This is a genomic window from Mesorhizobium sp. B1-1-1 (assembly GCF_006442955.1).
Lineage (GTDB): Bacteria > Pseudomonadota > Alphaproteobacteria > Rhizobiales > Rhizobiaceae > Mesorhizobium.
Window position 1 is genome coordinate 182,454 of sequence record NZ_VFWW01000012.1, and the last position, 24,267, is coordinate 206,720.

The window sequence follows — 24,267 nt, forward strand, 5'->3', positions numbered from 1 at the left end:
GCTTTTCGGCAGAGTTCGGGCGGGTGATTCGGACGGGATATCATGGCACGCATTCTTCTGGCGGAAGACGACGACGATATGCGTCGCTTCCTCGTCAAGGCGCTGGAGCGCGCCGGTTACCAGGTCAGCGACTTCGACAACGGCGCCAGTGCCTATGAGCGGCTGCGCGAGGAACCGTTCTCGCTGCTTTTGACCGATATCGTCATGCCGGAGATGGACGGCATCGAGCTGGCCCGCCGCGCCACCGAGATCGATCCCGACCTCAAGGTCATGTTCATCACCGGTTTCGCCGCCGTTGCGCTGAACCCGGATTCCAAGGCGCCGAAAGACGCCAAGGTGCTGTCGAAGCCGTTCCATCTGCGCGACCTCGTCAACGAGGTCGAGAAGATGCTGCAGGCGGCCTGAGCCGTTTTTGCCCAAGGCATCGGCGACTATCGGCCGGTGCGGCAAAACGGAGCCTTCTTTCCCCTTTCCTGCTATTGACGCGCCGGATCAAAAATGGTGTATGCGCGGCTTCGGATGGGCGTGTAGCTCAGCGGGAGAGCACTGCATTGACATTGCAGGGGTCACAGGTTCAATCCCTGTCACGCCCACCATCCTTTCAAAGACTTAGTCTCTTGTGCCGATTGGCACAGAACGGCACAAAACGCCCACTGAGCTCCTGAATGGTGCCCTTGAGTATTCCGATGCGGCCGATCCGTGACAGCTTGTGTGTTACGCCCGATATGGCGGGGTCAAGAAAAAAGCCGAACGGAACAACCAGCGCCGTGAGAAGTTAGCCGGCACGCTTCCCTCCGCCCTCCGTCGGCTCAATAGCCCCGTTTGCGCTCGCGGGGCGGGGTTTCTGCGTTTTGGGCATCTACCTCCAATTGCCGACCGAATCGCTCTTTCGGGTGACTTTCTTAAAGGAGTGAACTGTTCAAATCTGGAGTCTCTCTAAGCGGGAGGAACGGATGGGCAGCGATTTCGAGGCCGCACGACGACACCTGAAGCGCGCGCGTCAGTGCCTTCATGGCGATGATCACGTGAGCAGAGAAACGGTTGAGAGAATCGATGAAATGATCATAGCCCTGGCCGCGGAGGAGTGCTCTTCGTTTGGCTCCCTCTTCCCCTTCGGCCATCGAACGACGCGGAACTCTGAGGCCGCCTCGTCCAAGGCATAGCTCTACCTGCCGAAGGCAAACACTCGCGGTCCGTCGAGGCCCCGCTGGCTCCGTCCGGCCGGCTCTTCTGTAGACTTGATGAAAAGGCCGGAGCCAACAACCGCTCCGGCCCTGTTCCGTCGTCAGTCATTGCAGCTGTCGTCGGCCTTTGCCGCCGCGGTCTTGCCGCCATGCTGCTGCGCCTCGATATCCTGCTGCGATGTTGCGAGATTCTTGTCACCGCCGCCTTCCGCCCCCGCCAACGGCATTGTGCTGCCATCCTTGGCGGCCGGTTTGCCGGCACTATCCTTGGCCTTCGGAGTTTCCAAGGGCGCGTGGGTACCATCTTTCGAAATACCGGCAGTCTGTTGGGTGTCGGCGCCCGTGTTGGCAGCCGACTTGTCCGGACATGCCGCGATTGCAGAGCCCGCAGAAAACGACACCGCAAGCGCGATTACCAAAGCCATTTTCATCATGCTCGTCCTTCTGTTTGAGTGCCCTGCGGGTGAAACTAACGGCGCTTTTCTTTGTTCCGGGCCGGGCCGTATCTCGTCATCGACGCACCACAACCGGCACGCTGATGCCACGGCGACGGCGCCAGATACTCCACGGAAGCGTTCGCCGACTCCCTTGTTATGCGGCCGAAGGGATACTCACCAGGAGTGAATGATGAAACGACTTCTTCTCGCTTCCGCCGTAATGATTCTTTCCGGCGGCCTTGCCCTGGCGCAATCGACCAATACGACGTCGAGCGGCTCCTCCTCCACGACGACAACGATGCCGACGGATCAGAACACGGACTCGACCACGACCAAGTCGACCAACTCCGCTAAGGATTGCGCACCGGGCCAACAGACAGGCAGCGCCAAGGAGTCAGCTCCCGGTCAGCAGGATACCAGCGCCAAGTCCGCGGCCCTGGCCAGATGGAAACGACGACGGAAGGTTGCTGACCGCATTGCCACTGATGTCTCGACTCGCAACCTTGGCCTCCAGGTGCCTCGCGTCAGTTGGAACCACCTGCTGGGCTGATAGCCCGTCGGCTTCGGCCGGCGGGTGTCCAATGAATGCGGCTGTGGACTCGGTGACCCCCTACGCAAACGTGACCAAGTTCTCTGAAAAGTGACTGACGATTGTCCGCCTCGACGCGATAACGTTCCTCGACATCAGGAGGAACGCCTTGAAGCTCAATTCGCAGCAGAAGAAAACCGTCCTTGCCTCATTCCTGGGCTGGACGCTCGACGCTTTCGATTTCTTCCTTCTGACATTCCTGCTCACCGACATTGCATCTGAATTCCAGACCGACGTCCCGGCGGTGTCAAAGGCGCTTTTCCTGACCCTTGCGACGCGCTTCATTGGCGCGTTCTTCTTCGGCACGTTGGCAGACAAATTCGGGCGCAAGCCCATCCTGATGCTCAACATCGTCAGTTATTCCGTGATCGGCGCTTTGGCCGCCTTCTCGCCCAATCTCGGCATATTCCTGGCGCTGCGCGCACTGTTCGGCATCGCCATGGGCGGCGAATGGGGACTTGGCTCCTCGCTTGCCATGGAATCCATCCCGCCCAGCGCCCGCGGCATGGTCTCGGGCATCCTGCAATGCGGCTATCCGGCCGGCTACCTCCTAGCGGCGGTCGTCTATGGCCTGCTCTATCACCAGACGATCGGCGGGTACACGATCGGCTGGCGCGCCATGTTCCTGCTCAGTTTCATCCCGGCCCTGATCGTCCTTTTCATCCGCTCACATGTTCCGGAATCGCCGGCCTTCGTCGAGGCGCGGAAGACCGCAAGGCCCGGCATGCTGGAGACACTGCAAAAGCACTGGGGCGTCGCCCTCTATGCGGTCGTGCTGATGATGTTCTTCAACTTCTTCAGCCACGGCACGCAGGATCTCTACCCGACATTCCTGAAGAAGCAGCATGGTTTCGACCCGCACACGGTGAGCTGGATCACCATCGTCGCCAACATTGGCGCCATCGTCGGCGGCCTGGCATTCGGCGCGCTGTCCGAGAAGATCGGCCGCGTCAACGCGATCACGCTCGCCTGCCTGATCGCCTTGCCGTCCATCCCGCTATGGGCCTACAGCTCGACGCCCTTCATGCTCGCCATCGGCGCCTTCGTCATGCAGGTCGCGGTCCAGGGCGCCTGGGGCGTCATTCCGGTGCACCTCAACGAGCTCTCGCCCGGCGCGGTGCGCGCGACCCTGCCCGGCTTCATCTACCAGGCCGGCAATCTCGCAGCCTCCTATGGCGGTCCCTATCAGGCCGGCATAGCCGAGGCTCCCGGAGGCAGCTATGGCTACGCGTTGGCGCTGTTCGTCGGCGTGGTCGCCGTCTGCATCATCATCGTCATCCGCTTCAGTCCGGAACGGCGCGGCCAGGTGATGACCGTGCTGGACCACGACGTCAGCCGAGTCTGAGCGCCACGACGCCGGCGACGATGCTGAGCGCGGCGGCGCCGCGCCAGCCTGTCATCTTCTCGCCGAGCGCGAACACCGAGATCACCATGGCGAACAGGATGGAGGTCTCGCGCAGCGATGCCACCGAGGCGATCGGCGCCTTGGTCATAGCCCACATGACGATCCAGTAGGCAGCGCCGCTGAGCACGCCGGTGAACAGCCCCGCTTTCCAGTCGCGCGCCAGCACCGGCAAGGCCCGCGGGCCACGGAAGATCAGGCACAGCACCAGCGCTCCAAGCGCATCGCACACGAACAGCCAGGCGGCATAGCTCTGCGCCGTGGCCGCCAGCCGCGCCCCGCTGCCGTCGGACAGTGTGTAGCTGGCGATGAAGATCGAGGTCCCCAGCGCAAAGCCGACCGCGCGCAGGTTCAATCGTTCCAGATGCGCGCCGCCGCGAAACGACATCACCAGCGTGCCGGCCGACAGTAAAAGGATACCCAGAATGGCGAGCGGCGCCGGCACTTCGGCGACCACGAACATACCGCCAAGCGCCGCCAGCAAGGGCGCGGTGCCGCGCGCCAGAGGATAGGTCTGGGCGAAGTCGCCAGCCTGGTAAGCGCCGATCAGGAAGGTCCGGTAGCCCATGTGGAAGACGACGGAGGCAATGATATAGAGCCAGACTTCCGCCCTCGGCACCTCGACGAAGGGAAGTGCGAAAAGCGCGGCAAATCCCATGCCAAGCGTCATCAGGGTGATCGACAGGAAGCGGTCGAGATGGACCTTGACCAGCGCATTCCAGATCGCGTGCATCGCGGCCGCGGCAAGCACCGCGAAGAAGACGAAAAGCGTCATTTGGGGGTCATCCGCCTCCGGGGCCGGCGGGCGTTTCGAGATCGATGTCGATCCTGACCGGAAAATGATCGGAAGCCACTTCGCCAATGTCCGAGCTGACGGAGCGCACCCGCCTGGCAAACAGGCCGCCGACGAAGCAATGATCGAGCCGGCGCTTCACCAGCCTGCCGTCGATGATCTTCTCGTGTGTGTGGAAGTCATCCGCCGGTTCAATCGCCACGGCAGCGGCATCGACGAACCCATCCAGATAGGCGGCACCGCGATGATAGGGCGTGCCGCCGACGATGCGGCGGTATTCGGCGCTGCCCGGCTCCATGTTGAAATCGCCCATCCAGATCGCCGCCAGCGGGTTCTCCGGCTCTGGCTCGCCATTGCTCCAATTGCGCGCCGGCTCGTCGTCGGCGCCGCTCCACGGCCCCCCATCGGAGGGCGCCCGGCGATGCTCGGCAAGCAGATAGTCGATCTGCTCGAGCCGTTCTTCAGCCGCGACATGGGCGAGATGCAATGAAAGCACCCGCACCGGACCCGCCGGCGTGCGGATCATGCATTCGAGCGCCGCGTTGCGGGTGTTGAGCGGCCGCAGTGTGCGGCGCATCGGCAGCGCATGCAGCCGCGACCAGACGATCGGCAGCTTCGACAGCACCATGGTGCCGAACTGCCGGCGCCGGTTGACGATGCGGCCGTCGCGCTGTTCGCTGGCGTCCATGTCGAAGGCCGGGCCGTAGACCCAGTGATAGTCCGGCAGCAGCCGCGAAAGCAGCTCTGGCTGGTCGTCGAAATTGCTGCGCTGCCAGTGCCGCTCGACCTCCTGCAAGGCGATGACATCGGCGCCGGCAACAATGCGCGCGGCGCGCGCCGGATCGTAGAGGCCGTCGCTGCCGAACCCGTATTGGATATTGTAGCTGACCAGCTTCATTGCTCATCCGGCTCAGTTTGGTGACGGCAGTACCGTTTCGGCGGCGACCTTGCAATGGACCGCCGCGGCGGCCCGGCTGGGCCACGACGCAAAAGCCCCTCGCCTCGCCTAGGTCGTCAGCGGCTGGAACCGTCCCGCCGGGGAAGCCGCCAGCTCCGACCAGTCGATTTCTTCCTCCAGCCGGTGATAGGCCTCGTCACCGATCGTCCCGTTGCGGCGAAGTTCTTCCAGCGCGTCGCGCTGGCGCTTGATGGCATAGAGCCGCAGCCGGTCGTACTCGGTTGCTGCCTGGGCGTCGTCGGGGTTCTTGGCGACCTTGCGCTGTGCGGCATACTGCTCGCGCACCGCCGCCGCCGCGGTCGAGGTCTTGCCGCTCAATATGTCGAGGGCCGCCTGCATGATGGCGACACGGGCCTGCGCGACCTCGCGGTCTATGGTCTCGTCCGGTTCAAGACGAAGCAGGCGCAGCAACGGCTTCAGGCTCATGCCTTGCAGGACAAGCGTGCCCAGCACCACGCAAAAGGCGGTGAGCACGATCGGATCGCGGCCGGGGAAGTTCGCCGGCAATGCGAAGGCAGCCGCCAGCGTCACCAGGCCGCGCATGCCGCACCAGCCGATCAGCACCCCGCCGCGAAACGACGGCACCTCTTGCCGCTGCTCCGCATTGCCGAAGCGGGCAAGCCCTCGGATCACGGCGCCGCAGCCCAGCACCCAGGCAAGGCGGGAAACGATGACGACGGCCAGGATCGTCCCTGCAAACAGGAACGCCTCGGACTGTCCCTGCTCGGCCAGGCGACCGACGATCAGCCGCGCCTGCAGGCCCATCAGCACGAAAGCCAGCACGTTGAGCACGAACACCGCCGTCTCCCAGACGGAATAGGAGCTGACGCGCTTTCTGGCCGACATGCGCCGCGGTGCGGTGCGCGCGATGGTCATGGCATAGACGACGATGGTGATGATGGCCGAGAGCCCCAGCCTGTCAGCCAGGATCCAGACGCCGAACGTCCCGGCGAACTGCACGACGGTGCCGCTCGCCGCATCTTCGATGCGTCCAAGCATCGCCTGGGACAGGCGGCCGAGCAGATAGCCCGCGGCCAGGCTGCCGATGGTCGACAGCAGGACCATCGGAACGGCACTGCCCAAAAGAACGGGACCGGCGGCGGCAGTGATCGCGATGCGATAGATCAAAAGCGCGGTGGCGTCATTGAGCAGGCTTTCGCCCTGAAGGATGGCCGTGATGCGGTGCGGCACCTTGAACTGCCCGAGCACGGCGCTCGCGGCAACCGCGTCCGGCGGCGCCACGATGGCGCCAAGGGCTATGGCGGCAGCGATCGGCAGGCCGGCCATTTTCCAGCCGACCAGTGCCACGACGGCGGTCGTGAAAACGACCGCGCCAAGCGCCAGCAGCACAAGCGGCAGCCTGTAGCGGTTAAGATCGCGCAGCGATGTGTCGTAGGCCGCGTCGAGCAGCACCGGCGCAATGAACAGCGCAAGCGCCAGTTCCGGATCGATCTCGATCGTCGGCGCGCCGGGCAGGAAGCCAAGGCCGGCGCCCGCCAGCGCCAGCAAGGCGGGGTAAGGAACCTGCAGGCGCCGCGACAGCGCCGTCAGCGCAACGGCGATCAGCAGGAGGACAAGGGTGAGCTCAAATAGCGCCATGGCTCATCGTAGCGGCGAAGCGGAGCTCTTGGCAGTGGCAAAGCCGCAGGATGCTGTTGATTGTCCAAGAGGAGTGCATCGTCCGGCAACTGGACCGGTGACCGGATCGACAGGGCGCTTCGGCCGCGTCAGTGCAGCACCAGCAGGTCGCCCGACGAGAAGGAAATCTCCGCCTTCTCGCCAACGGCCGGCGGTGGCGTCGTCGAACTGTTGAACGTGTCGAGCGAGACGGTGTTGCCGCCGATGCCGACCCGGACCCGGATCACCGAGCCGAGAAAGTGCACTTCGGAGATCTCGCCGGACAGGCTTGAATCGCGGCCGGGCTGGCGGCCGAGCGAAATGGCTTCCGGCCGCAACGCCAATGACAGCGTATCGCCGGACTTCGAGCCGTTGAGCCTGCCCTTGAGCGAGACTTCCTCGGTGTTGACACGAACCTTGCCCGACGCCGCGTCGGTGACGGTGCCTTCCAGCACGTTCAGCGTGCCGACGAAATTGGCGACGAACTTGGTTGCCGGCCGGTTGTAGATCTCGAACGGCGTGCCGACCTGCTCGGCCTTGCCGCCATACATCACCGCGATGCGGTCGGAGATCGACAGCGCCTCTTCCTGGTCATGGGTGACGAAGATGGTGGTGATGCCGAGCTTCTTCTGGATCGAGCGGATTTCCTCGCGCAGCGAGACGCGCACCTTGGCATCAAGCGCCGACAGCGGCTCGTCGAGCAGCAAGAGCTTCGGCTTCGGTGCGATGGCGCGGGCCAGCGCGATACGCTGCTGCTGGCCGCCCGAGAGCTGATAAGGATAGCGGTCGGCCATCTGCGGCAGCTTGATGATGCCGAGCATTTCGGCGACACGGGCATCGATATCCGCCCTGGACATGCCGGCGACTTTCAGTCCGAAGCCGATGTTCTGCGCCACGGTCAGGTTCGGGAACAGGGCATAGGCCTGGAACACCATGCCGACATTGCGCTGGTTCGGCTTCAGCCTGGTGATGTCCTTGCTGCCGACGACGATCTTGCCGGCCGACGGCTCCTCGAAGCCGGCGACCATGCGCAGCACCGTCGTCTTGCCGCAGCCTGACGGGCCGAGGAATGAGACGAACTCGCCCGGTTCGACGTCGAGATTGAAATCCTCGACAACGGTGGTGGCGCCGAAGGATTTTCGCACATGCTGGATGGAGAGGAATGGCTCGGCCATGGCTTTTTCTTTCGGGTCAGTTCGGACGATTAGCCGATTTCGGCGCGAAGCGCGACAGGATCTGGATCAGCGACATGCAGCCCCAGGTGATGACGAAGGCGATGATGGCAAGGGCCGCCGGCTCATAGGCGCGGTTGGCTCCGACATTCTGCAAATAGGGGCCGAAAGCCGGCCGGTTCAGCAGGCTCGCCATCGTGAACTCGCCGATGACGATGGCGAATGTCAAGAAGGCGCCGGACAACACCGCAATCAGCACATTGGGAAGGATGACGCGGGTGATGATCGTGCCCCAGCCGGCCCCGAGGATCTGGGCCGCTTCCGTCAACGTCCGCACGTCGATGGTTCTGAGCCCCGTATCGACGGCACGGTACATGTAGGGCAGCGCCAAGGTCGCATAGCCGATGACCAGCAAGGCATTGGTTCCCATATCGGACCCGAGGAACGGCAAGGGTGAATTCGAGCCGTACATCCTGATATAGCCGAAGACGATGACGATGGCCGGAATGACCAACGGCAAAAGCGTGATGAACTCGACGATCGGCCTGAGCTGCGGCAGCCGCAATCGGATCCAGTAGGCTGCCGGCACCACGATCAGCACACCCAGAATGATGGTGAAGATGGCGGCGACCACCGAATACAGGAAGGTCGCCTGGAAACGCGCGTCGCCGAGCACGATCCGGTAGGCGTCGAAGGAATAGGCGCCGCGCCGCATGCGCATGGAAAATTCCACCGTCGCGATCAACGGGATGAAGAAATAGGCCGCGCCGAGGATGAAGACCACCCAGGCCCAGAATCTGCCCGACTTCATTTCAGCCACCTCTCGGAACGGGTCCGGAACCAGATGTAGAAGACATTGGCCAGGCCGGTGATGACGATCATGCCGAAGGCGATCGCGTAGCCGAGATGGGCATTGTGCAGCACGTCGCCGCGGATTTGCGCGTAGAGCAGGATCGGCACGATGTTGAGCGACGAGCCGGTCAGCGCATAGGCGGTGGCGATCGCCCCGAAGGCGTTGGCGAAAAGCAGGATCACGGTGCCGAGAAAACTCGGCCAGATCACAGGGATGACCACGATGCGCCAATATTGCGCGGTGGTCGCGCCAAGCGTGGCGGCAGCTTCACCCCATTCCTTCTTCAAGCCATCGATTGCCGGCGTGATGATGACCACCATCAGCGGTATCTGGAAATAGACATAGGTCAGCGTCAGGCCCCAGAAGGACAGGATGTTGAAGCCGTGGGCATAGATGTTGAGGCCGAACACGGTGTTCAGGATCACCGTGGCAAGACCGAGCCGGCCGAGCGTGGCGAGGAAGGCGAAGGCCAGCGGCACGCCGGCGAAATTGGAGGCGACGCCGGAAAAAGTCAGGGTGGCCGAGCGTATCCAGTCCGGCAGCCCGCCGCGCACGATGGCGATGGCGATGGCCAGGCCCGCGAAAGCGCCGATCAGCGCCGAGGCCAGGCTTACCTTGATCGATATCCAGTAAGCGGCAACGATCGACGGCTGCGCCAGAGCGACAATGTTCTCGAGCGTGAACTCGCCGGCATCATTCTGGAATGCGCCCAGCATCAGATAAAGCGTGGGCAAAATCAGGAACATGATGGCGAAGATGAAGAACGGAGCGACGCCTAGCCATTGCGTCGGCAATCGCAACGCGCGTGCCTCCGCGGGCGGCGCGGTCTTGCCTGCGGTATCGTGACTGGAAAGCGAGAGATCGGTCATGCGCCGGCTACCGTCTTCGAGGGGGAACCGGGCGGCCGCGAAGCCGCCCGGTGGATTTCAACTGTTACTTGACGTTGGCACCGACAACGGAGTCCCAGTTCTTGGTGACGGCTTCCTTGGCCTTGCCCTGCTCGTCCAGCGTCGGGAACACCGCCGAAGCATAGGCTTCCGCCGGCGGCAGCTTGGCCAGCACGTCCGCCGGGATCTTGCCGTTCTTGGCGAGATCGTTGAAGCGGATCGGGTGGCAATAGCCCTTGAGCCAGCCGATCTGGCCTTCGTCTGAATAGAGGTATTCCATCCAGAGCTTGGCTGCGTTCGGATGCGGCGCATAGGCGCTGATCGCCTGCACGTAGACGCCGGCGACGACGCCGGTCTTCGGCACGACGACGTCGACCGGCGGGTTGCCCTTCAGCGTGTCACGGCCGGCGAGCGCGTTGTAGTCCCAGTTGATCAGAATCGGGGTCTGACCCTGGGCGAGTGTCGCCGGCTTGCCGATGACCGGTACGAAGTTGCCGGCGGCATTGAGCTTCTTGAAGAAGTCGAGGCCGGCGGTGCCCGCGGCTTCGCCAGCCGCGGCTCCACTCGAAAGACCAGCGGCATAGACCGCCTGGATGGCCTGGTTCGAAGCGCGCGGATCACCGGCGAGAGCCACCGAATTGGCGAATTCCGGCTTCAGCAGATCGGCCCAGTCAACAGGCGATTCCTTGACCAGATCCTTGTTCACCATCATCGCCAGAACGCCGTAGTAATCACCGTACCAGGCGCCGTCGGCATCCTTGGCGCTGTCGGGGATCGAGTCCCAGGTCGACACCTTGTAGGGCATCAGCAGGCCGTCGGCCTTGGCAGTCGGGCCGAAGGACAGGCCGACGTCGATGACGTCGGGCGCCTGCGGACCCTTATTGTCCTTGTTGGCCTTGATCGCCTCGACCTCGTCGCCCGAGCCGGCGTCGGGGTTGAGCTCGTTGATGGTGATTTCCGGATATTTCGCCTTGAACCCCGCGATGACGTCGCCGTAACCGCACCAGTCGTGCGGCAAAGCGATGGTGGTGAGCTGGCCTTCCGCCTTCGCGGCCTTGACGAGATCGTCCAGCGGAGCCGCGGACGAAATCACCGTCGACGCAAACAGCGCCGCGGCCGAAAGGGAAAGCACTTTCCCCGTGAATTTGAACATGTGTTCTCTCCGTTGAACTGACGCCGTTGGACGCCTGCGATGCGGTATCGTTTTCGTGTGACAGCCAGATGAAAGCTTTATGAAACCCCACCGCTGGCAGCACGAAAGTTAACTCCTTTTAATCGACTGTAGCAATTAGCCATCACTTAATTTTCCGGCTAATTACTTTTTGCTTTGCACTTCACCCTTTCCCCTTGGTTGCCCCTGATTTTCCAGATCAATTGTACCCTTAAAGCGGTATCACACCGTCCCGGCGATTGCATTTTCGAGCAGCGTCAGCGCTGCTTTCTTGGTCAGCTTGACCGGGTTGCCGCCGGCTGTCGGATCGACCACCGCCATATCGGCGATCAAGGCCTTGCGCTTCTTGTCCATGTCGAGCCCCTTGATCAGGCCTGGCAGCGCATGCGGCACCTTCAATTCCTTGCGAAGCTTGATGACAGCCTTGGCGAAGCCGTCGAAGCCGCCTCTTATGCCGCAATAGGCGGCGAGCCGCGCGATGCGGTCCTCGATCGCCTCGCGATTGAAGGCGAGCACATAGGGCATGAAAACCGCATTGGTCATGCCGTGATGGGTGTCGTAGAGCGCCCCGATGGGATGCGACAGCGAATGGATCGCCCCCAGCCCCTTCTGGAAGGCTGCCGCGCCCATCGCCGCGGCGCTCATCATGTTGGCGCGGGCGACCAGATCCCTGCCGTTGGCATAGGCCTTTGGCAGGTTCTCGAAGACAAGCCTGATGCCTTCCACGGCGATGCCGTCGGCCATCGGATGATAGCCCGGCGCGCAATAAGCCTCGAGGCAATGGGCCAGCGCGTCCATGCCGGTGCCGGCGGTGATGAAGCCCGGCATGCCGACCGACAGCTCCGGATCGGCAATGACGATCGCCGGCAGCAGCTTCGGATGGAAGATGACCTTCTTGGTGTGGGTCGCCTCATTGGTGATGACGCCGGCGCGGCCGACTTCGGACCCGGTGCCGGCCGTGGTCGGCACCGCTATGATCGGCGCGATCGCGTCCGAGTTGGCGCGTGTCCACCAGTCGCCGATGTCCTCGAAATCCCAGACCGGCCGCGTCTGTCCCGCCTGGAAGGCGATCAGCTTGCCGAGGTCGAGCGCCGAGCCGCCGCCAAAGGCAATGACGCCGTCATGCTTGCCCTTCTTGAACACCGCGATGCCGGCGGTGAGATTGGAATCGACCGGATTCGGCTTCACTTCGGAGAAAACGCCGTAGGGCACTTTTGCGTCATCGAGGATTTTCAGCGTCGAAGCGACGACCGGCAGTTTCGCCAGCCCCGGATCGGTGACGAAGAGCGGCCGCTTGATGCCGGTGGCGGCGAGCACCTCGGGCAATTCCTTGATGCGCCCGGCGCCGAAGCGAACGGTGGTGGGGTAGTTCCATTTGGAGATCAGCTTGGACATGTTTGTCTTTCAAAAAATCAGATGGCTTCGCGCAGGTGGAAGGATTTCGGCCGGGTCAGGTTGTCGTAGCCGATGGCGGACAAGCCGGCCCCCTTGCCGGTGTCCTTGACGCCGGTCCAGACCAGCGCCGGGTCGAGGTAGTCGCAGCGGTTCATGAACACCGTGCCGGTCTCGACGCGGTCGCCGATCGCCACCGCATGCTCGGTGTCGCGCGTCCAGATCGAGGCGGTCAGGCCGTAGGGGCTGTCGTTCATCAGCGCGATCGCCTCCTCGTCGTTGCGCACCTTCATGATGCCGACGATCGGGCCAAAACTTTCCTCGCGCATGACGCTCATCTGATGGTCGACGCCGGTCAGCACCTCCGGCGCCAGATAGGGCGAGCCGGCCTTGTCCTGAGCCACCTTCATGTTGATATGCGCCTTGGCGCCCTTGCGCAGCGCCTCGGCCTTCTGCTCGCGGATCAAGTCGGCGAAACGGGCCTGCGCCATCGGCCCCATCGTCGTCGCCTGTTCGAGCGGGTTGCCGACGACATAGTGTTTCGTCTCGGCGATGAAGCCTGCGACGAATTCGTCATAGACCTTCTCATGCACATAGACGCGCTCGATGCCGCAGCAGCACTGGCCGGAATTGTAGAAGGCGCCATCGACCAGATTGGCGACTGCATGGTCAATCTTGGCGTCGGGCAGCACATAGGCAGGATCCTTGCCGCCAAGCTCCAACCCGAGCGTCATGAAGGTGCCGGCCGCTGCCTTTTCGATGGCGCGGCCGCCGGCGACCGAGCCGGTGAAATTGACGTGGTCGATCTTGCCCGAGCCAAGCAATTTTTCTGTCTGCGCGTGGTTCAGCACGATGTTCTGGAACACGCCCTTGGGCAGGCCGGCTTTGTCGAAAGCCTGTTGGAAACGCTCGCCGACAAGCAGCGTCTGCGCGGCGTGTTTGAGGATGACGGTGTTGCCGGCCATCAGCGCCGGCACGATCGTGTTGACCGCGGTGAGGTAAGGATAGTTCCACGGCGCGATCACCATGACCACGCCGAGCGGATCCTTCTTCACATAGCGGCGGAACCCGTCCTTCGGATTGGAAGCCGGGACCGATTTCAGCGCCGCCTCGGCGATCTCGACCATATAGCTGGTGCGTTCCTTGACCCCGCCGAACTCGCCGCCATAGCGCACCGGACGCCCCATCTGCCAGGCAATCTCGGGCACGATCTCGTCGGTCATGGCGACCAGCGCGTCGAGCATCGCCAGCATGTACTTGCCGCGCTCGATGATCGAAGTCTGCGCCCACTTTTCCTGCGCTGCCTTGGCGCGCTCGATGGCGGCATTGACCGCCTGGTCAGAGGTGACAGGCCGCTCGGCATAGATCGAGCCGTCTATGGGGGATTTGAGTTTTACGGTTTCCAATAGAGGCACTCCAGAATGTTCAACAGGCTAGTGTTCGCAGGTTCCCCTCAAGCCCATAATCGAGAATGGGCTCGTCGCGGGTGACCAGAACCATATCCAGATTGCGGGCGGTGGAGATAAGGATACGATCCATAGGGTCACCATGTAGGCGTCCGGGAAGATTTGACGATCCAATCAGGATTTCGGGCGACACGGCTGTGAGTTGCGCCTGCATCAGCCTTAGAAAGCGCTGGAAGAATTCGAGCGGTCCCAAAGGCAATTTCAATCGGTTCTTTGCAACGCCGATTCCAATCTCCCAAGCCGACATCGGCGACACATAAAGGCGGTCGTCGTAAGCCGCCTCCGAAATCTCGGCCTCGGCCTGTTCACTGATCCGCTCTTCGTTTGCAACGAAGATAAGGGCGCACGTATCCAGCAGGATCGAGGGCTGATCGGTCATTTGCGATCAACCTCGCCGAGATAGCCTTGATCCCACGGTTGGTCGTCGAAAGGCTTGGTCACATCGAATCCCTTCTCGATCGTGATCATGCCCTTCATGAAGCCGAAGCCCGGATGACGCGGCCGAGGCGAGGATTGCCGGGACGCAGCGGATACCGGAGCACCACGGCTGCCGCCCCCATCCCGCCCTCTCTTGACGCGTCGGAAGACAAGCTTGCCGCTCGCAGTGTTGACCGACTCGGTCTCATAGCCAGCATCAAGCCATTCGCGTGTCATGGGATTGTTACTAGGGTTGTTGCTCCACCACGCCGGATACTGCTTCGAAGCGGGAAGCTCAAATTCAAGCACCTTCTCGATTTCGGCAAATGTCATCGGGATGCGATCTTGATCCTGCTCCGAGAGAAAATCCTTCAAACGATAATATTTGCTCATTGCAATGCACCCTTTCGTTGACACGGCACGCTGCCATGGAGGCTGATATTAAGCCTCACTGAAAAAATATCAACTTTAACAGGTTTCATTACAACTTTAATATCGCTCGAACCCCCTATGCAGTTCCCAATCGGTAATGCGGCGGTCGTATTCGAACTGCTCCCACCTGGCCGTATGCACATAGTGCTCGATCACGTCCTCGCCGAAGGCCTGCTTCAACATCTTCGACTTGGCCAGCGTGTCGGTGGCGTCGCGCAGCGTCTTCGGGATCTCCGGCAGGCGCGAGGCCTGATAGGCGTCGCCGACGAAGGGCTTTTGCAGCTCCAGCTTCTCGTCGATGCCGGCAAGGCCGGCGGCGATCAACGCCGCGAAGGCGAGATAGGGGTTCAAGTCGGCGCCGCCGATGCGGCATTCCATCCGGATGCCCTTAGTGCCTTCGCCGCACAGGCGGAAGCCGGCGGTGCGGTTATCTTCGCTCCACATGATCTTGGTCGGCGCGAACGTTCCGGCCTGGAAGCGCTTGTAGGAATTGATGTAGGGCGCCAGGAACCAGGTGAACTCCTTGGCGTATTTGAGTTGGCCCGCCGCCCACTGCTGGCCGAGGCTCGACAGCGTCCAGTCGGCTTGTCTGTCGAAGAAAAGCGGCGTCTTGCCGTCGGCGCTCCACAGCGAATTGTGGATGTGGCTGGAATTGCCGGCGAGCCCGTAATTGTACTTGGCCATGAAGGAAATCGCCTTGCCTTCGGATTCGGCGATCTCCTTGGCGCCGTTCTTCAGGATGACGTGGCGATCGGCCATGTCGAGGGCCTCGGCATAGCGCACATTGATCTCTTCCTGACCCGGCCCCCACTCGCCCTTCGAGTTCTCGATCGGGATGCCTGCCGCTTCCATTTCGTTGCGAAGCCGTCGCATGACGCCTTCTTCCTTGGTGGTGATGCCGATCTGATAGTCGCCGATATAGGGCGAGGCGGTGTCGAGGCCCTGCCAGTGCTTCTTGCGGGCGGAATCGTAGGTCTCGCTGAAGAGGTAGAATTCGAGTTCGGAGGCGAAATAGCCGATATAGCCCCGCTCCGTCAGCCGCTTGACCTGCTTCTTCAGGATGGCGCGCGGGGAATGCGGCAGGTCGTCATGGGTGTGGTGATCGAGCACGTCGCAGATCACGAGCGCCGTCTTTTCCAGCCACGGAATGCGCCGCAGCGTCGCGAGGTCGGGCTTCATGACGAAATCGCCATAGCCCTTCGACCAGCTTGCCGCCTTGTAGCCGGGCACCGGCTCCATATCGATGTCGGCGGCCAGGAGATAGTTGCAGCCATGCGTCTCGTCATGCGCGGAATCCACGAAGTACTGGGCCAGGAACCGTTTTCCCGCCAGCCGTCCCTGCATATCGACGATGCAGGCCAGCACCGTGTCGATCTCCCCGCCGGAAACCGCTTTCTTCAACTGATCGAACGAGAAATTTCCGGCCATTCCTTTGGCGCTCCAGTGCTTGTCATTTTGGGCTTGTCGATTTCGAAGGGTCGAAGCCATGGCCGGCGATGCGCCGGCCATGGCTGTGAGATGCTGGCCTCAGTGGCCGGTTTCGCCGACGGCCTGCTCAGCCGCCTTGATCGCCGCTTGGCGCGCCGCGATGATGTCGCCGAGCGGCGGACCCTGGAAGCGGTTGCGCTCGAAGGCAAACCAGACGATCGCGGTCAGGATGAAGAAGCCGACGGTGATGTAGAGCGCCCAGTCGTTCGGCGGCTGGATGCCGATGACGAAGATCAGGATCATCGACACGATCGATAGGAAGGCAAACAGCATGAACACGCCGCGCCCCATGTTCCACGGTCCCATCTTGTCCCATTTGGGCGTGCCCCAGGCCAGCATGCCGAGCACGATGGGCACGGTGAAGGACAGGAACAGGAAGATGACGGTGCAGGACACCACGATGGTGTAGGCCGAGGTGCCGGCGACCGAAACCAGCGTCGAACCCCAGACGAACAGCACCGACAGGATCGATGCCGTCCAGATCGCCGCCACCGGCGTGCGGTAGGTCGGACTGACCTTGGCCAGTGCCGACGAACCCGGCAGGCCGCCGTCACGCGAGAAGGCGAAGATCATGCGCGAGGCTGAGGTGACGGTGGCGAGGCCGCACAGCAGCTGAGCGATGAACACGACGAGATAGACGAACTCCTTGAGGCCAGGGCTGACGCGCTGGTCGAAGGCCCAGAAGAACACGTTCCAGCCTTGCTTGGCGGCATCGTCCATGTTCGGGATCATCAGCACGAACGCGGCCAGGAACAGATAGCCGAACACGGCCGACCAGATCACCGACATGACCATGGCGCGCGGCACCGAGCTGGCCGCCTTGATGGTCTCCTCGGACGTATGCGCCGAGGCGTCGTAACCGGTGATGGTGTAGATCGGCAGCAGGAGGCCGAGCGCGAACACCCAGGCATTCGAAACCGACGGCCAGACGCCGCCTCCGGCATCGCCGGAGTAGTTATGGAAGGTAAACAGCCGGCCGAAATCCCAGGTGTCGGCGGAGAGCAGGCAGACCACCGCGATCAGGATCGAGCCGAAGAAGATGAGATAGCCCGAGAAGTCGGTGAGCTTGGCCGTCAGCTTGATGCCGAGATGGTTGATCAGCGCCTGGGCGCCGGTGATGATGACCAGAAAGATCATCTGGTTGGTCAGCGTGCCTTCGATGCCGAGCGCCGGTCCGAAGGCGCCGATGAAGAACGTCCAGGTGCCGACATTGATGGCGCCGAGCACGGTGATCAGGCCGAGCAGGTTGAGCCAGGCCGTGACCCAGCCGGTGCCGCGGTTGCCCAGGATCGAGCCCCAATGATAGAGCCCGCCGGCCGTCGGATAGGCCGAGCTGATCTGCGACATGGCGACGGCGAACGTCAACGAGACGAAGCAGCCGACCAGCCAGCCGATGCCGATGCCGATGCCGCCGGCGCCCGACGTTGCCTGCGCCAGCGAATTGATGCCGCCCGACAGGATGCAGATGATGGAGAAGGAAACGGCGAAATTCGAAAAGCGGCTGAGGCGCCGCTCCAGTTCCTGGGCGTAGCCCATGCTGTGGAGGACCTTGACGTCCTCCGCCTTGTCAACTTCGGTATATCCAGGTGCTGCCATTTTTAGTCCCCTTGCGTTCTCAGCTAGCCGATTGAACTGACTTTCCCACTGCGTGTTCCCTGGCGCCCCTGGTCTCCTCGGGCTCTAGATCCGAAAAGATGCCTGTGAGCAAATCCGCCCATTTCCGCTGCCCGGTCTCGCCGGAGATTTCATCGTTGCGGATTTCGATCATCGCGCAGGGCAGCCCGCGCGGGCGCGCATGGCGTTCCAGCGTGAAATAGACGCGGTCGGCCGGCGAATAGGGTTCGTTGACGCCGACGGTAATGCCGGCAAGGTGCCGCAGCGCCGATATCAGCGGCGCCGCCAGCCGGCGGTCGTCATCGTGGATGATGCCGATATGCCAGGGCCGGTCTCGGCCTTTGTAGACCGGCGTGAAGGAATGCACCGATACCAGCCGCGTCTCCTGGCCGCGCGCCAGCCTGTCTTCGACAATATGCTCGATGGCGCTATGGAACGGCTGCCAGGACAGGGCGACCCGCGCCGCGCGCTGCTTTTCCGACAGGCCGGTGTTGCCCGGTATGGCTGTGGTTTCGCTGACCGGCGGCACCAGGTCCGGCGCGTCAAGCGGCCGGTTGCAGTCGATGACGAGACGCGAAATGCAGGTTTCGACCAGCGTCGCATCGAGCGCCTGCGCCATGCGCAGCGCAACCGGCAGCGCGCCCGGGTCCCAGGCGATGTGACGCGACAGGTCCTCGGCGGTGAGGCCGAGCGTGCCGAATTCGGCGGGCAGGAAATTGGAGGCGTGGTCGCAGGTGAGCACGAAGGGACTCGATCCGCCCGGGTTGGTCACCCTTACGGCATCAGGCGATGCAAGGCTGGCGGGCCGTGCTTTCTCCATAGTCTGCGGTCCCCGGGGAGCGCTGTATCGTATGTTACGTATTTTGCCTCATTGCGTCCCTATGGATGATTTCATACAGTTTGCCCGGCTTTGTCAAATGCGATTTGGGGAAAACACCGTCGGCCGGGCCATGGATGGGAAAGATGATTTCCAGTATTGCCGAATTGATCGCCGACCGCATCGGCACAATGCCGGCCGGCGAGCGGCGCGCGGCCCAGACGCTGATAGCGAGCTATCCGATGATCGGTCTGAAGACTGTCGCCGAATTCTCGTCCGCGGCCGGCGTGTCCTCGCCGACGATCCTGCGTTTCGTCGCCAGGCTCGGCTTCCAGAACTATCCGGAGTTCCAGTCGAGCCTGCAGGACGAACTGGCGGCGCAATTGCAGTCCCCTGCGACCCGCACGCTCAATCCGCCCTTGCCCGGCGGCACGGCGTCGCCGATGCTGGAGGCAACGCTCGACAATATGCGCGAGACGTTCCGGCACCTGTCCGACAAGCAGCTTGCCGACATCGCGTCCCGCCTCGCCGAGCGTCGCGGCAAGACATTCCTGATCGGCGGCCGCTTCACCGATCCGCTGGCGCGCTACATGGCCGCCCACCTCGCCATCATCCAGCCTGACGTCATTCACCTCGCCGGCCAGGAAAGCATGTGGCGCGACAGGCTGATCGACATGGGCAAGCGCGACGTGCTGGTCATTTTCGACATCAGGCGCTACCAGGACAGCCTCATCCGCTTCGCCGAGAAGGCGCATCAGCGTGGCGTGCAGATCGTGTTGTTCACCGACCAGTGGCTGTCGCCGATCGCTCGCTTCGCCCGTCACGTCATCGCCGGGCGAACCGCCGTGCCTTCGGCGTGGGACTCCTCGGCGGCGCTCTTCGTCGTCGCCGAAACGCTGATCGGCGCCGTCACAAGGCAACTCGAGGCCGACGGCGCCCGGCGCATCCGCGAGATGGAAGGCCTGCGTTGATGCAGCCCGGGATACGTCTGGAACGATTTCGGTCCGAAACTGGCGTCGGGGCGGCATAGCCAGCGTTGTAATCTCGAAAGCCCGGCTCGAAGTGAACTAAATCAAAACGGCACGAACACCGGCAACGTTACGCATATTTAATGTGCGCGGGCACTGAAGAATTGTCATAAAGGCACGATATCGGGGGCTTGCTTCTTGCCTTAGAATAGCCCCGCCGCGTCTGCTTATTTCGGGAAACCGGTGGACGGAAGGATTGTTTTGCCAACCGGAGTGCCGATGGCCGCCTGGAAACAGATACTTTTCGCCCTTGTGGTGCTGGTGGTGGCGGTTGCCGCCTGGCTGCGCTTTTTCCCGGGCGCGCCGGACGTGCTGGCGCGCTGGGGAATAGACTGGGCCTACGCGGCAACGCCTCCGGCTGAAACCGGCGCCGGCACGAGAGCCGCTGGCGGCGAGCGAGCCCGTCAGGTCAACGTCGTCGTCGTGCCCGCTATTTCCGCGACCATAAACGATCGGCTCCAGGCCATAGGCACCGGCCGCGCCAATGCATCGGTGACGGTCAATCCCTACTCCTCCGGCCGTCTCGCCGAATTGCTGGTTTCGTCCGGCACCCATGTCGACAAGGGACAGGTCATCGCGACTCTTGATTCCGAGACCGAAGTGATCGCCCAGGACCGTGCCCGGCTCGCGCTTCAGGACGCACAGGCCAAGCTCGACCGGGTCAGGTCGCTGCGCGCCTCCAATGCGGCGACACCGGTCGCCGTCGCCGATGCCGAAGTGGTGCTGGCCGGTGCCAAGCTGGCGCTACAGGATGCGGAACTCGCCCTGCACCGCCGGTCTGTTCTCGCCCCGATCTCCGGCACGGTCGGGATCCTGCCGATCTCCGCCGGTAATTATGTGACCAACCAGTCGGCGATCGCGACGCTCGACGACCGTTCCTCGATCCTTGTCGATTTCCTGGTGCCGGAACGCTTCGCGGCCGCCGTCAAGATCGGCGCGCAATTGTCGGCGACGCCGATCGCCAATCCCGGCAACAGCTATACCGGCACGGTTTCGGCCATCGACAACCACATCGACGAGAACAGCCGTACGCTTCTGGTCAAGGCGACGATCGCCAACCCGGCCGATTCGCTGCGCGCCGGCATGTCGTTCGCCATCACCATGAAATTCCCCGGCGAGACCTATCCCGCCGTCAGCCCGCTGGCGATCCTGTGGGGCTCGGACGGCGCTTACGTCTGGGCGGTCGAGAACGGCAAGGCCAAGCGGGTGCCGGTGCGCATCATCCAGCGCAACACCGAAACCGTGTTGATCGACGCGGAGCTGGACAGTGGCGACATGGTGGTGACCGAAGGCACCCAGAGCGTCAGCGAGGGCGGCGAAGTCCGCATCGCCCGTGGAGAGCAGCGCGCCGCGAACGCGGCCGAAGGCTCATGACCGGAGCCGTCAACGCCGCCAGCGAGACCGGCTTTACCGCCCTGTTCATCCGCAGGCCGGTCATGGCCTTGGTGCTGAATGTCCTCATCGCGGTCGCCGGCCTCGCCGCCTTCTATGGCGTCGAGATCCGCGAACTGCCTGATGTCGACCGCGCCGTCGTCACCGTTTCCACGACTTTCGAAGGCGCGGCGGCCGAAACGGTCGATCGCGAACTGACCGACACGATCGAGGGAGCTGTTGCCCGCGTTTCCGGCGTCAAGTCGATCTCGTCGACCTCCTCCTTCGGCTCGAGCCGCGTCACCATCGAATTCAACGACGGCGTCGACCTCAATGTCGGGGCCTCGGATGTGCGGGATGCCGTCGGCCGCGTCGCCAACCAGATGCCGGAGACGGCCGATCCGCCGCGCATCGTCAAGGCCGACGCCAACTCCGACCCCGTGATGCGCCTGGCCGTCACCTCCGACGCCATGTCGGTACAGGACATGACCGTTGTGGTCCAGGACCAGATCGAGGACGAACTGGCTGCCGTTCCAGGCGTCGCGGACGTCCAGGTCTATGGCGACCGCGACAAGATCTTCCGCATCGACGTCGACCAGAACAAGCTCGCCAGCCTGGGCTTCACCGTCGCCGACCTCAGGACCGCCCTTGCCTCGGTCGCCTTCGATTCACCCGCCGGCTCGATCACCACGACCAATCAGGACCTGATCGTTCGCACCACGGCCGATGTGACGACGCCGGAAGAATTCGAGAACATCATCATTGGCGGCACGACGCGCATCCGCGATGTCGCCACCGTCACGCTCGGCCCTGACATCGGCCAGACCACGTTGCGTTCGGACGGCAAGACCGGCATCGGCATCGGCATCATCCGCCAGGCGGAATCGAACACGCTGGACATCTCCACCGGCGTCAAGGCCGCGGTCGAGAAATTGCAGGCAAACCTGCCGCAAGGCATGTCGATCAAGGTCACAAGCGACGACGCGGTGTTCGTCAACGGCGCCGTGCACGAGGTGGAGATCGCGCTCGCGCTTTCCGTCTCCATCGTTCTGGTCGTCATTTATGCCTTTCTTCTCGACTGGCGCGCCACGCTCATTCCGGGCCTGTCGATGCCCGTCGCCATGATCGGCACCATTGCCGCAATCTATCTCGCTGGTTTCTCGATCAACATCCTGACGCTGCTGGCCCTGGTGCTGGCGACGGGGCTTGTCGTCGATGACGCGATCGTCGTTTTGGAAAACATCGTACGGCGGCGCAATCAAGGCATGGGGCCGCGTGCCGCTGCCGTGCTCGGCGCACAGGAGGTGTTCTTCGCCGTCATCGCCACCACGCTGACGCTGGTTGCCGTCTTCGTGCCGATCTCCTTCCTGCCGGGCCAGACCGGCGGCCTGTTCCGCGAATTCGGCTTCGTGCTCGCCATGTCGGTGCTGTTGTCCTGCGTGGTCGCGCTGACGCTTTGCCCCATGCTTGCCTCGCGCATGCTGTCCACTGCTGCCCTCCACCACGAGGGCGGCAACGGCGTCGGCGCACGCATCGGCGGCGCGCTGAACGCGGCCTACCGGCGCAGCCTGCATGTCTGCCTCGACGCGCCGTGGATCGTGGTGCTGGTGGCGCTGCTGTTCGCCGGCACCGCATTCGCGCTGTTCGGCACCATCCGCCAGGAATTGACGCCGACCGAGGATCGCGCGGTCGTGCTGCTTCGCATCAGCGCCCCGCAAGGCGTCAGCCTCGACTACACGACGCAGCAGATGCAGAAGATCGAAAAACTGATCCAGCCGCTGCGTGATTCCAGCGAAATCGTCAGCACTTTCGAGAGCGCCGGCCAGAACGGCGCCTATAATTCAGGCTTCATGGTGATGACGCTGGCGCCCTGGGACGAGCGCAGCCGCAGCCAGCAGGAGATCATGGCCGAGATCAGCCAACTCACCCGCCAGGTGCCCAGTGTGCGTATCTTCCCGGTGCAGCCCAACAGCCTCGGCATCCGTGGCGCCGGCAACGGCCTGCAGTTCGCGCTGGTCGGCAACGACCGCAAGGCGCTCGGCGACGCGGCCGTCAAGATCATCGCCGAGATGCAGAAGGATCCGCGTTTCCAGACACCCCGTCTTTCCATCGACCCGACGCAACCGCAGCTCTCCGTCGCCATCGACCGCGAGCGCGCCTCCGATCTCGGCATCGACATCACCGGGCTGGCCAACACCATGCAGGCCATGCTCGACGGCAACGACGTCGTCGATGTCTACATCGCCGACCGCAGCTACGGGGTGAAGCTGGTTTCGACCACCAACCCGATCAACGATCCGACCGACCTGGAGAACGTCTTCCTAAAGACGGCTGACGGCCGTTTCGTGCCGATGTCGACCATAGCCACGCTGACCGAGCGTGCCGTGCCGCCCTCGCTGTCGCGCGAGCAGCAGCAGCCGTCGGTGGCGATCACGTCCAACCTCGGCGGCGATTTCGCCCTCGGCTCGGCCCTTACGCGCGCCGAGGAGATCGCAACGCCGCTTCTGCCGCCGGGCAGCCGCATCGTGCCATTGGCCGAGGCGGCGACACTGGGTGAGACAAACAGCGCCATGGTCACCATCTTCGGTTTTGCCCTGGTCATCATCCTGCTGGTGCTTGCCGCGCAATTCGAGAGCTTCGTCAGCGCCGTCATCATCATGGCGACAGTGCCGCTCGGCCTCGCCTGCGCCATCTTCGCGCTTCTGCTCTCGGGCACCAGCCTCAACGCCTACAGCCAGATAGGTCTGGTGCTGCTGGTCGGCGTCATGGCCAAGAACGGCATCCTGATCGTCGAATTCGCAAACCAGCTGCGCGATCGCGGACTGGGCGTGCGCGAGGCGATCGAACAGGCCTCGACCATTCGCTTGCGCCCCGTGATGATGACAATGATCTGCACCGTGCTCGGCGGCGTGCCGCTGGTGCTGGCGGCGGGCGCCGGCGCCGAGGCCCGTATCGCGCTCGGCTGGGTGATCGTCGGCGGACTGGGGCTGGCCACCGTCTCGACGCTGTTCCTGACCCCCGTCGCCTATCTCTTGCTCGGCCGCTTCGTCACGCCGAAGACCCACGAGGAGGCGCGGCTGAAGCGCGAACTCGAGGAAGCCGCCTACACCGATGTGGAGCCGGCTGAATAGGGAAATTCCAGGAGACCGTGTAGCGGGTCCGGAATTTTCGTGGGGAAA

At 63.1% G+C, this 24,267-nt stretch carries 21 protein-coding genes and 1 tRNA gene; 7 read left to right on the plus strand and 15 right to left on the minus strand.

Annotated elements, in window-relative coordinates; translation table 11 throughout:
* Positions 1-42 precede the first annotated feature (42 nt).
* Together FJ986_RS24705 and FJ986_RS24710 are read left to right on the plus strand one after the other, a co-directional pair.
* Positions 43-405 carry a response regulator gene (locus tag FJ986_RS24705; RefSeq protein ID WP_006199474.1) on the plus strand — a complete coding sequence of 121 codons (363 nt, stop codon included), beginning with the start codon at positions 43-45 and terminating at the stop codon, positions 403-405.
* Positions 406-521: 116 nt separating this feature from the next.
* A tRNA-Val gene (locus FJ986_RS24710) sits at positions 522-596 on the plus strand.
* Positions 597-1,285: 689 nt separating this feature from the next.
* On the opposite strand, the gene FJ986_RS24720 is transcribed toward FJ986_RS24710, so the two are convergent.
* Entirely contained in the window at positions 1,286-1,729 is a 444-nt protein-coding gene (locus tag FJ986_RS24720; protein ID WP_246681828.1) for a hypothetical protein, read from the minus strand.
* 82 nt (positions 1,730-1,811) lie between these two features.
* Here FJ986_RS24720 and FJ986_RS24725 point away from each other — a divergent pair, with 82 nt between their 5' ends.
* Positions 1,812-2,171: a hypothetical protein gene (locus tag FJ986_RS24725; RefSeq protein ID WP_140657337.1), complete on the plus strand. Its 360-nt coding sequence runs from the start codon at positions 1,812-1,814 to the stop codon at positions 2,169-2,171.
* Between the two features lie 148 nt (positions 2,172-2,319).
* Positions 2,320-3,555: an MFS transporter gene (locus FJ986_RS24730; protein ID WP_140676076.1), complete on the plus strand. Its 1,236-nt coding sequence runs from the start codon at positions 2,320-2,322 to the stop codon at positions 3,553-3,555.
* Here the strand turns inward: FJ986_RS24730 and FJ986_RS24735 are convergent.
* The 14 genes from FJ986_RS24735 to FJ986_RS24800 form a co-directional block, all read right to left on the minus strand.
* A complete protein-coding gene (locus FJ986_RS24735) occupies positions 3,542-4,387 on the minus strand; it encodes an EamA family transporter (protein WP_140496297.1) in 846 nt (281 codons plus the stop codon). The genes FJ986_RS24730 and FJ986_RS24735 overlap by 14 nt on opposite strands.
* A gap of 7 nt (positions 4,388-4,394) precedes the next feature.
* Positions 4,395-5,303: an endonuclease/exonuclease/phosphatase family protein gene (locus FJ986_RS24740; RefSeq protein ID WP_140676079.1), complete on the minus strand. Its 909-nt coding sequence runs from the start codon at positions 5,301-5,303 to the stop codon at positions 4,395-4,397.
* A 108-nt stretch (positions 5,304-5,411) separates the two neighbouring features.
* On the minus strand, positions 5,412-6,962 hold the full coding sequence (locus FJ986_RS24745) for a sodium:proton antiporter (RefSeq protein WP_140496299.1): 1,551 nt from the start codon (positions 6,960-6,962) through the stop codon (positions 5,412-5,414).
* A 128-nt stretch (positions 6,963-7,090) separates the two neighbouring features.
* A complete protein-coding gene (locus FJ986_RS24750) occupies positions 7,091-8,155 on the minus strand; it encodes an ABC transporter ATP-binding protein (protein WP_140496300.1) in 1,065 nt (354 codons plus the stop codon).
* A gap of 16 nt (positions 8,156-8,171) precedes the next feature.
* A complete protein-coding gene (locus FJ986_RS24755) occupies positions 8,172-8,963 on the minus strand; it encodes an ABC transporter permease (RefSeq protein ID WP_140513696.1) in 792 nt (263 codons plus the stop codon).
* Positions 8,960-9,874: an ABC transporter permease subunit gene (locus FJ986_RS24760; protein ID WP_140513697.1), complete on the minus strand. Its 915-nt coding sequence runs from the start codon at positions 9,872-9,874 to the stop codon at positions 8,960-8,962. The genes FJ986_RS24755 and FJ986_RS24760 overlap by 4 nt, the downstream gene beginning before the upstream one ends.
* A gap of 64 nt (positions 9,875-9,938) precedes the next feature.
* A complete protein-coding gene (locus tag FJ986_RS24765) occupies positions 9,939-11,045 on the minus strand; it encodes an ABC transporter substrate-binding protein (protein WP_140496303.1) in 1,107 nt (368 codons plus the stop codon).
* 240 nt (positions 11,046-11,285) lie between these two features.
* Positions 11,286-12,458, minus strand: a complete 1,173-nt coding sequence (locus FJ986_RS24770; protein ID WP_140496304.1) for an iron-containing alcohol dehydrogenase — start codon at positions 12,456-12,458, stop codon at positions 11,286-11,288.
* A gap of 17 nt (positions 12,459-12,475) precedes the next feature.
* Positions 12,476-13,861 (minus strand): aldehyde dehydrogenase family protein, encoded by a 1,386-nt coding sequence (locus tag FJ986_RS24775; RefSeq protein ID WP_181181918.1) that lies wholly within the window; start codon positions 13,859-13,861, stop codon positions 12,476-12,478.
* 19 nt (positions 13,862-13,880) lie between these two features.
* Positions 13,881-14,300, minus strand: a complete 420-nt coding sequence (locus FJ986_RS24780; protein ID WP_140624353.1) for a type II toxin-antitoxin system VapC family toxin — start codon at positions 14,298-14,300, stop codon at positions 13,881-13,883.
* Positions 14,297-14,731 carry a hypothetical protein gene (locus FJ986_RS24785; RefSeq protein ID WP_140624355.1) on the minus strand — a complete coding sequence of 145 codons (435 nt, stop codon included), beginning with the start codon at positions 14,729-14,731 and terminating at the stop codon, positions 14,297-14,299. Before FJ986_RS24785 ends, FJ986_RS24780 begins: the two co-directional genes overlap by 4 nt.
* Before the next feature lie 96 nt (positions 14,732-14,827).
* Positions 14,828-16,198, minus strand: coding sequence for a glutamine synthetase family protein (locus FJ986_RS24790; protein WP_140624356.1), 1,371 nt, complete (start codon positions 16,196-16,198; stop codon positions 14,828-14,830).
* A gap of 99 nt (positions 16,199-16,297) precedes the next feature.
* Positions 16,298-17,854 carry an amino acid permease gene (locus FJ986_RS24795; RefSeq protein WP_140624357.1) on the minus strand — a complete coding sequence of 519 codons (1,557 nt, stop codon included), beginning with the start codon at positions 17,852-17,854 and terminating at the stop codon, positions 16,298-16,300.
* A 19-nt stretch (positions 17,855-17,873) separates the two neighbouring features.
* Entirely contained in the window at positions 17,874-18,692 is an 819-nt protein-coding gene (locus tag FJ986_RS24800) for an N-formylglutamate amidohydrolase (protein WP_140513702.1), read from the minus strand.
* Positions 18,693-18,835: 143 nt separating this feature from the next.
* Here FJ986_RS24800 and FJ986_RS24805 point away from each other — a divergent pair, with 143 nt between their 5' ends.
* From FJ986_RS24805 to FJ986_RS24815, 3 genes are all read left to right on the plus strand, one after another.
* Positions 18,836-19,660, plus strand: a complete 825-nt coding sequence (locus FJ986_RS24805; RefSeq protein ID WP_140496311.1) for a MurR/RpiR family transcriptional regulator — start codon at positions 18,836-18,838, stop codon at positions 19,658-19,660.
* 276 nt (positions 19,661-19,936) lie between these two features.
* A complete protein-coding gene (locus FJ986_RS24810) occupies positions 19,937-21,091 on the plus strand; it encodes an efflux RND transporter periplasmic adaptor subunit (protein WP_140676085.1) in 1,155 nt (384 codons plus the stop codon).
* On the plus strand, positions 21,088-24,219 hold the full coding sequence (locus FJ986_RS24815) for an efflux RND transporter permease subunit (protein ID WP_140676088.1): 3,132 nt from the start codon (positions 21,088-21,090) through the stop codon (positions 24,217-24,219). The genes FJ986_RS24810 and FJ986_RS24815 overlap by 4 nt, the downstream gene beginning before the upstream one ends.
* The last annotated feature ends 48 nt before the right edge of the window (positions 24,220-24,267 follow it).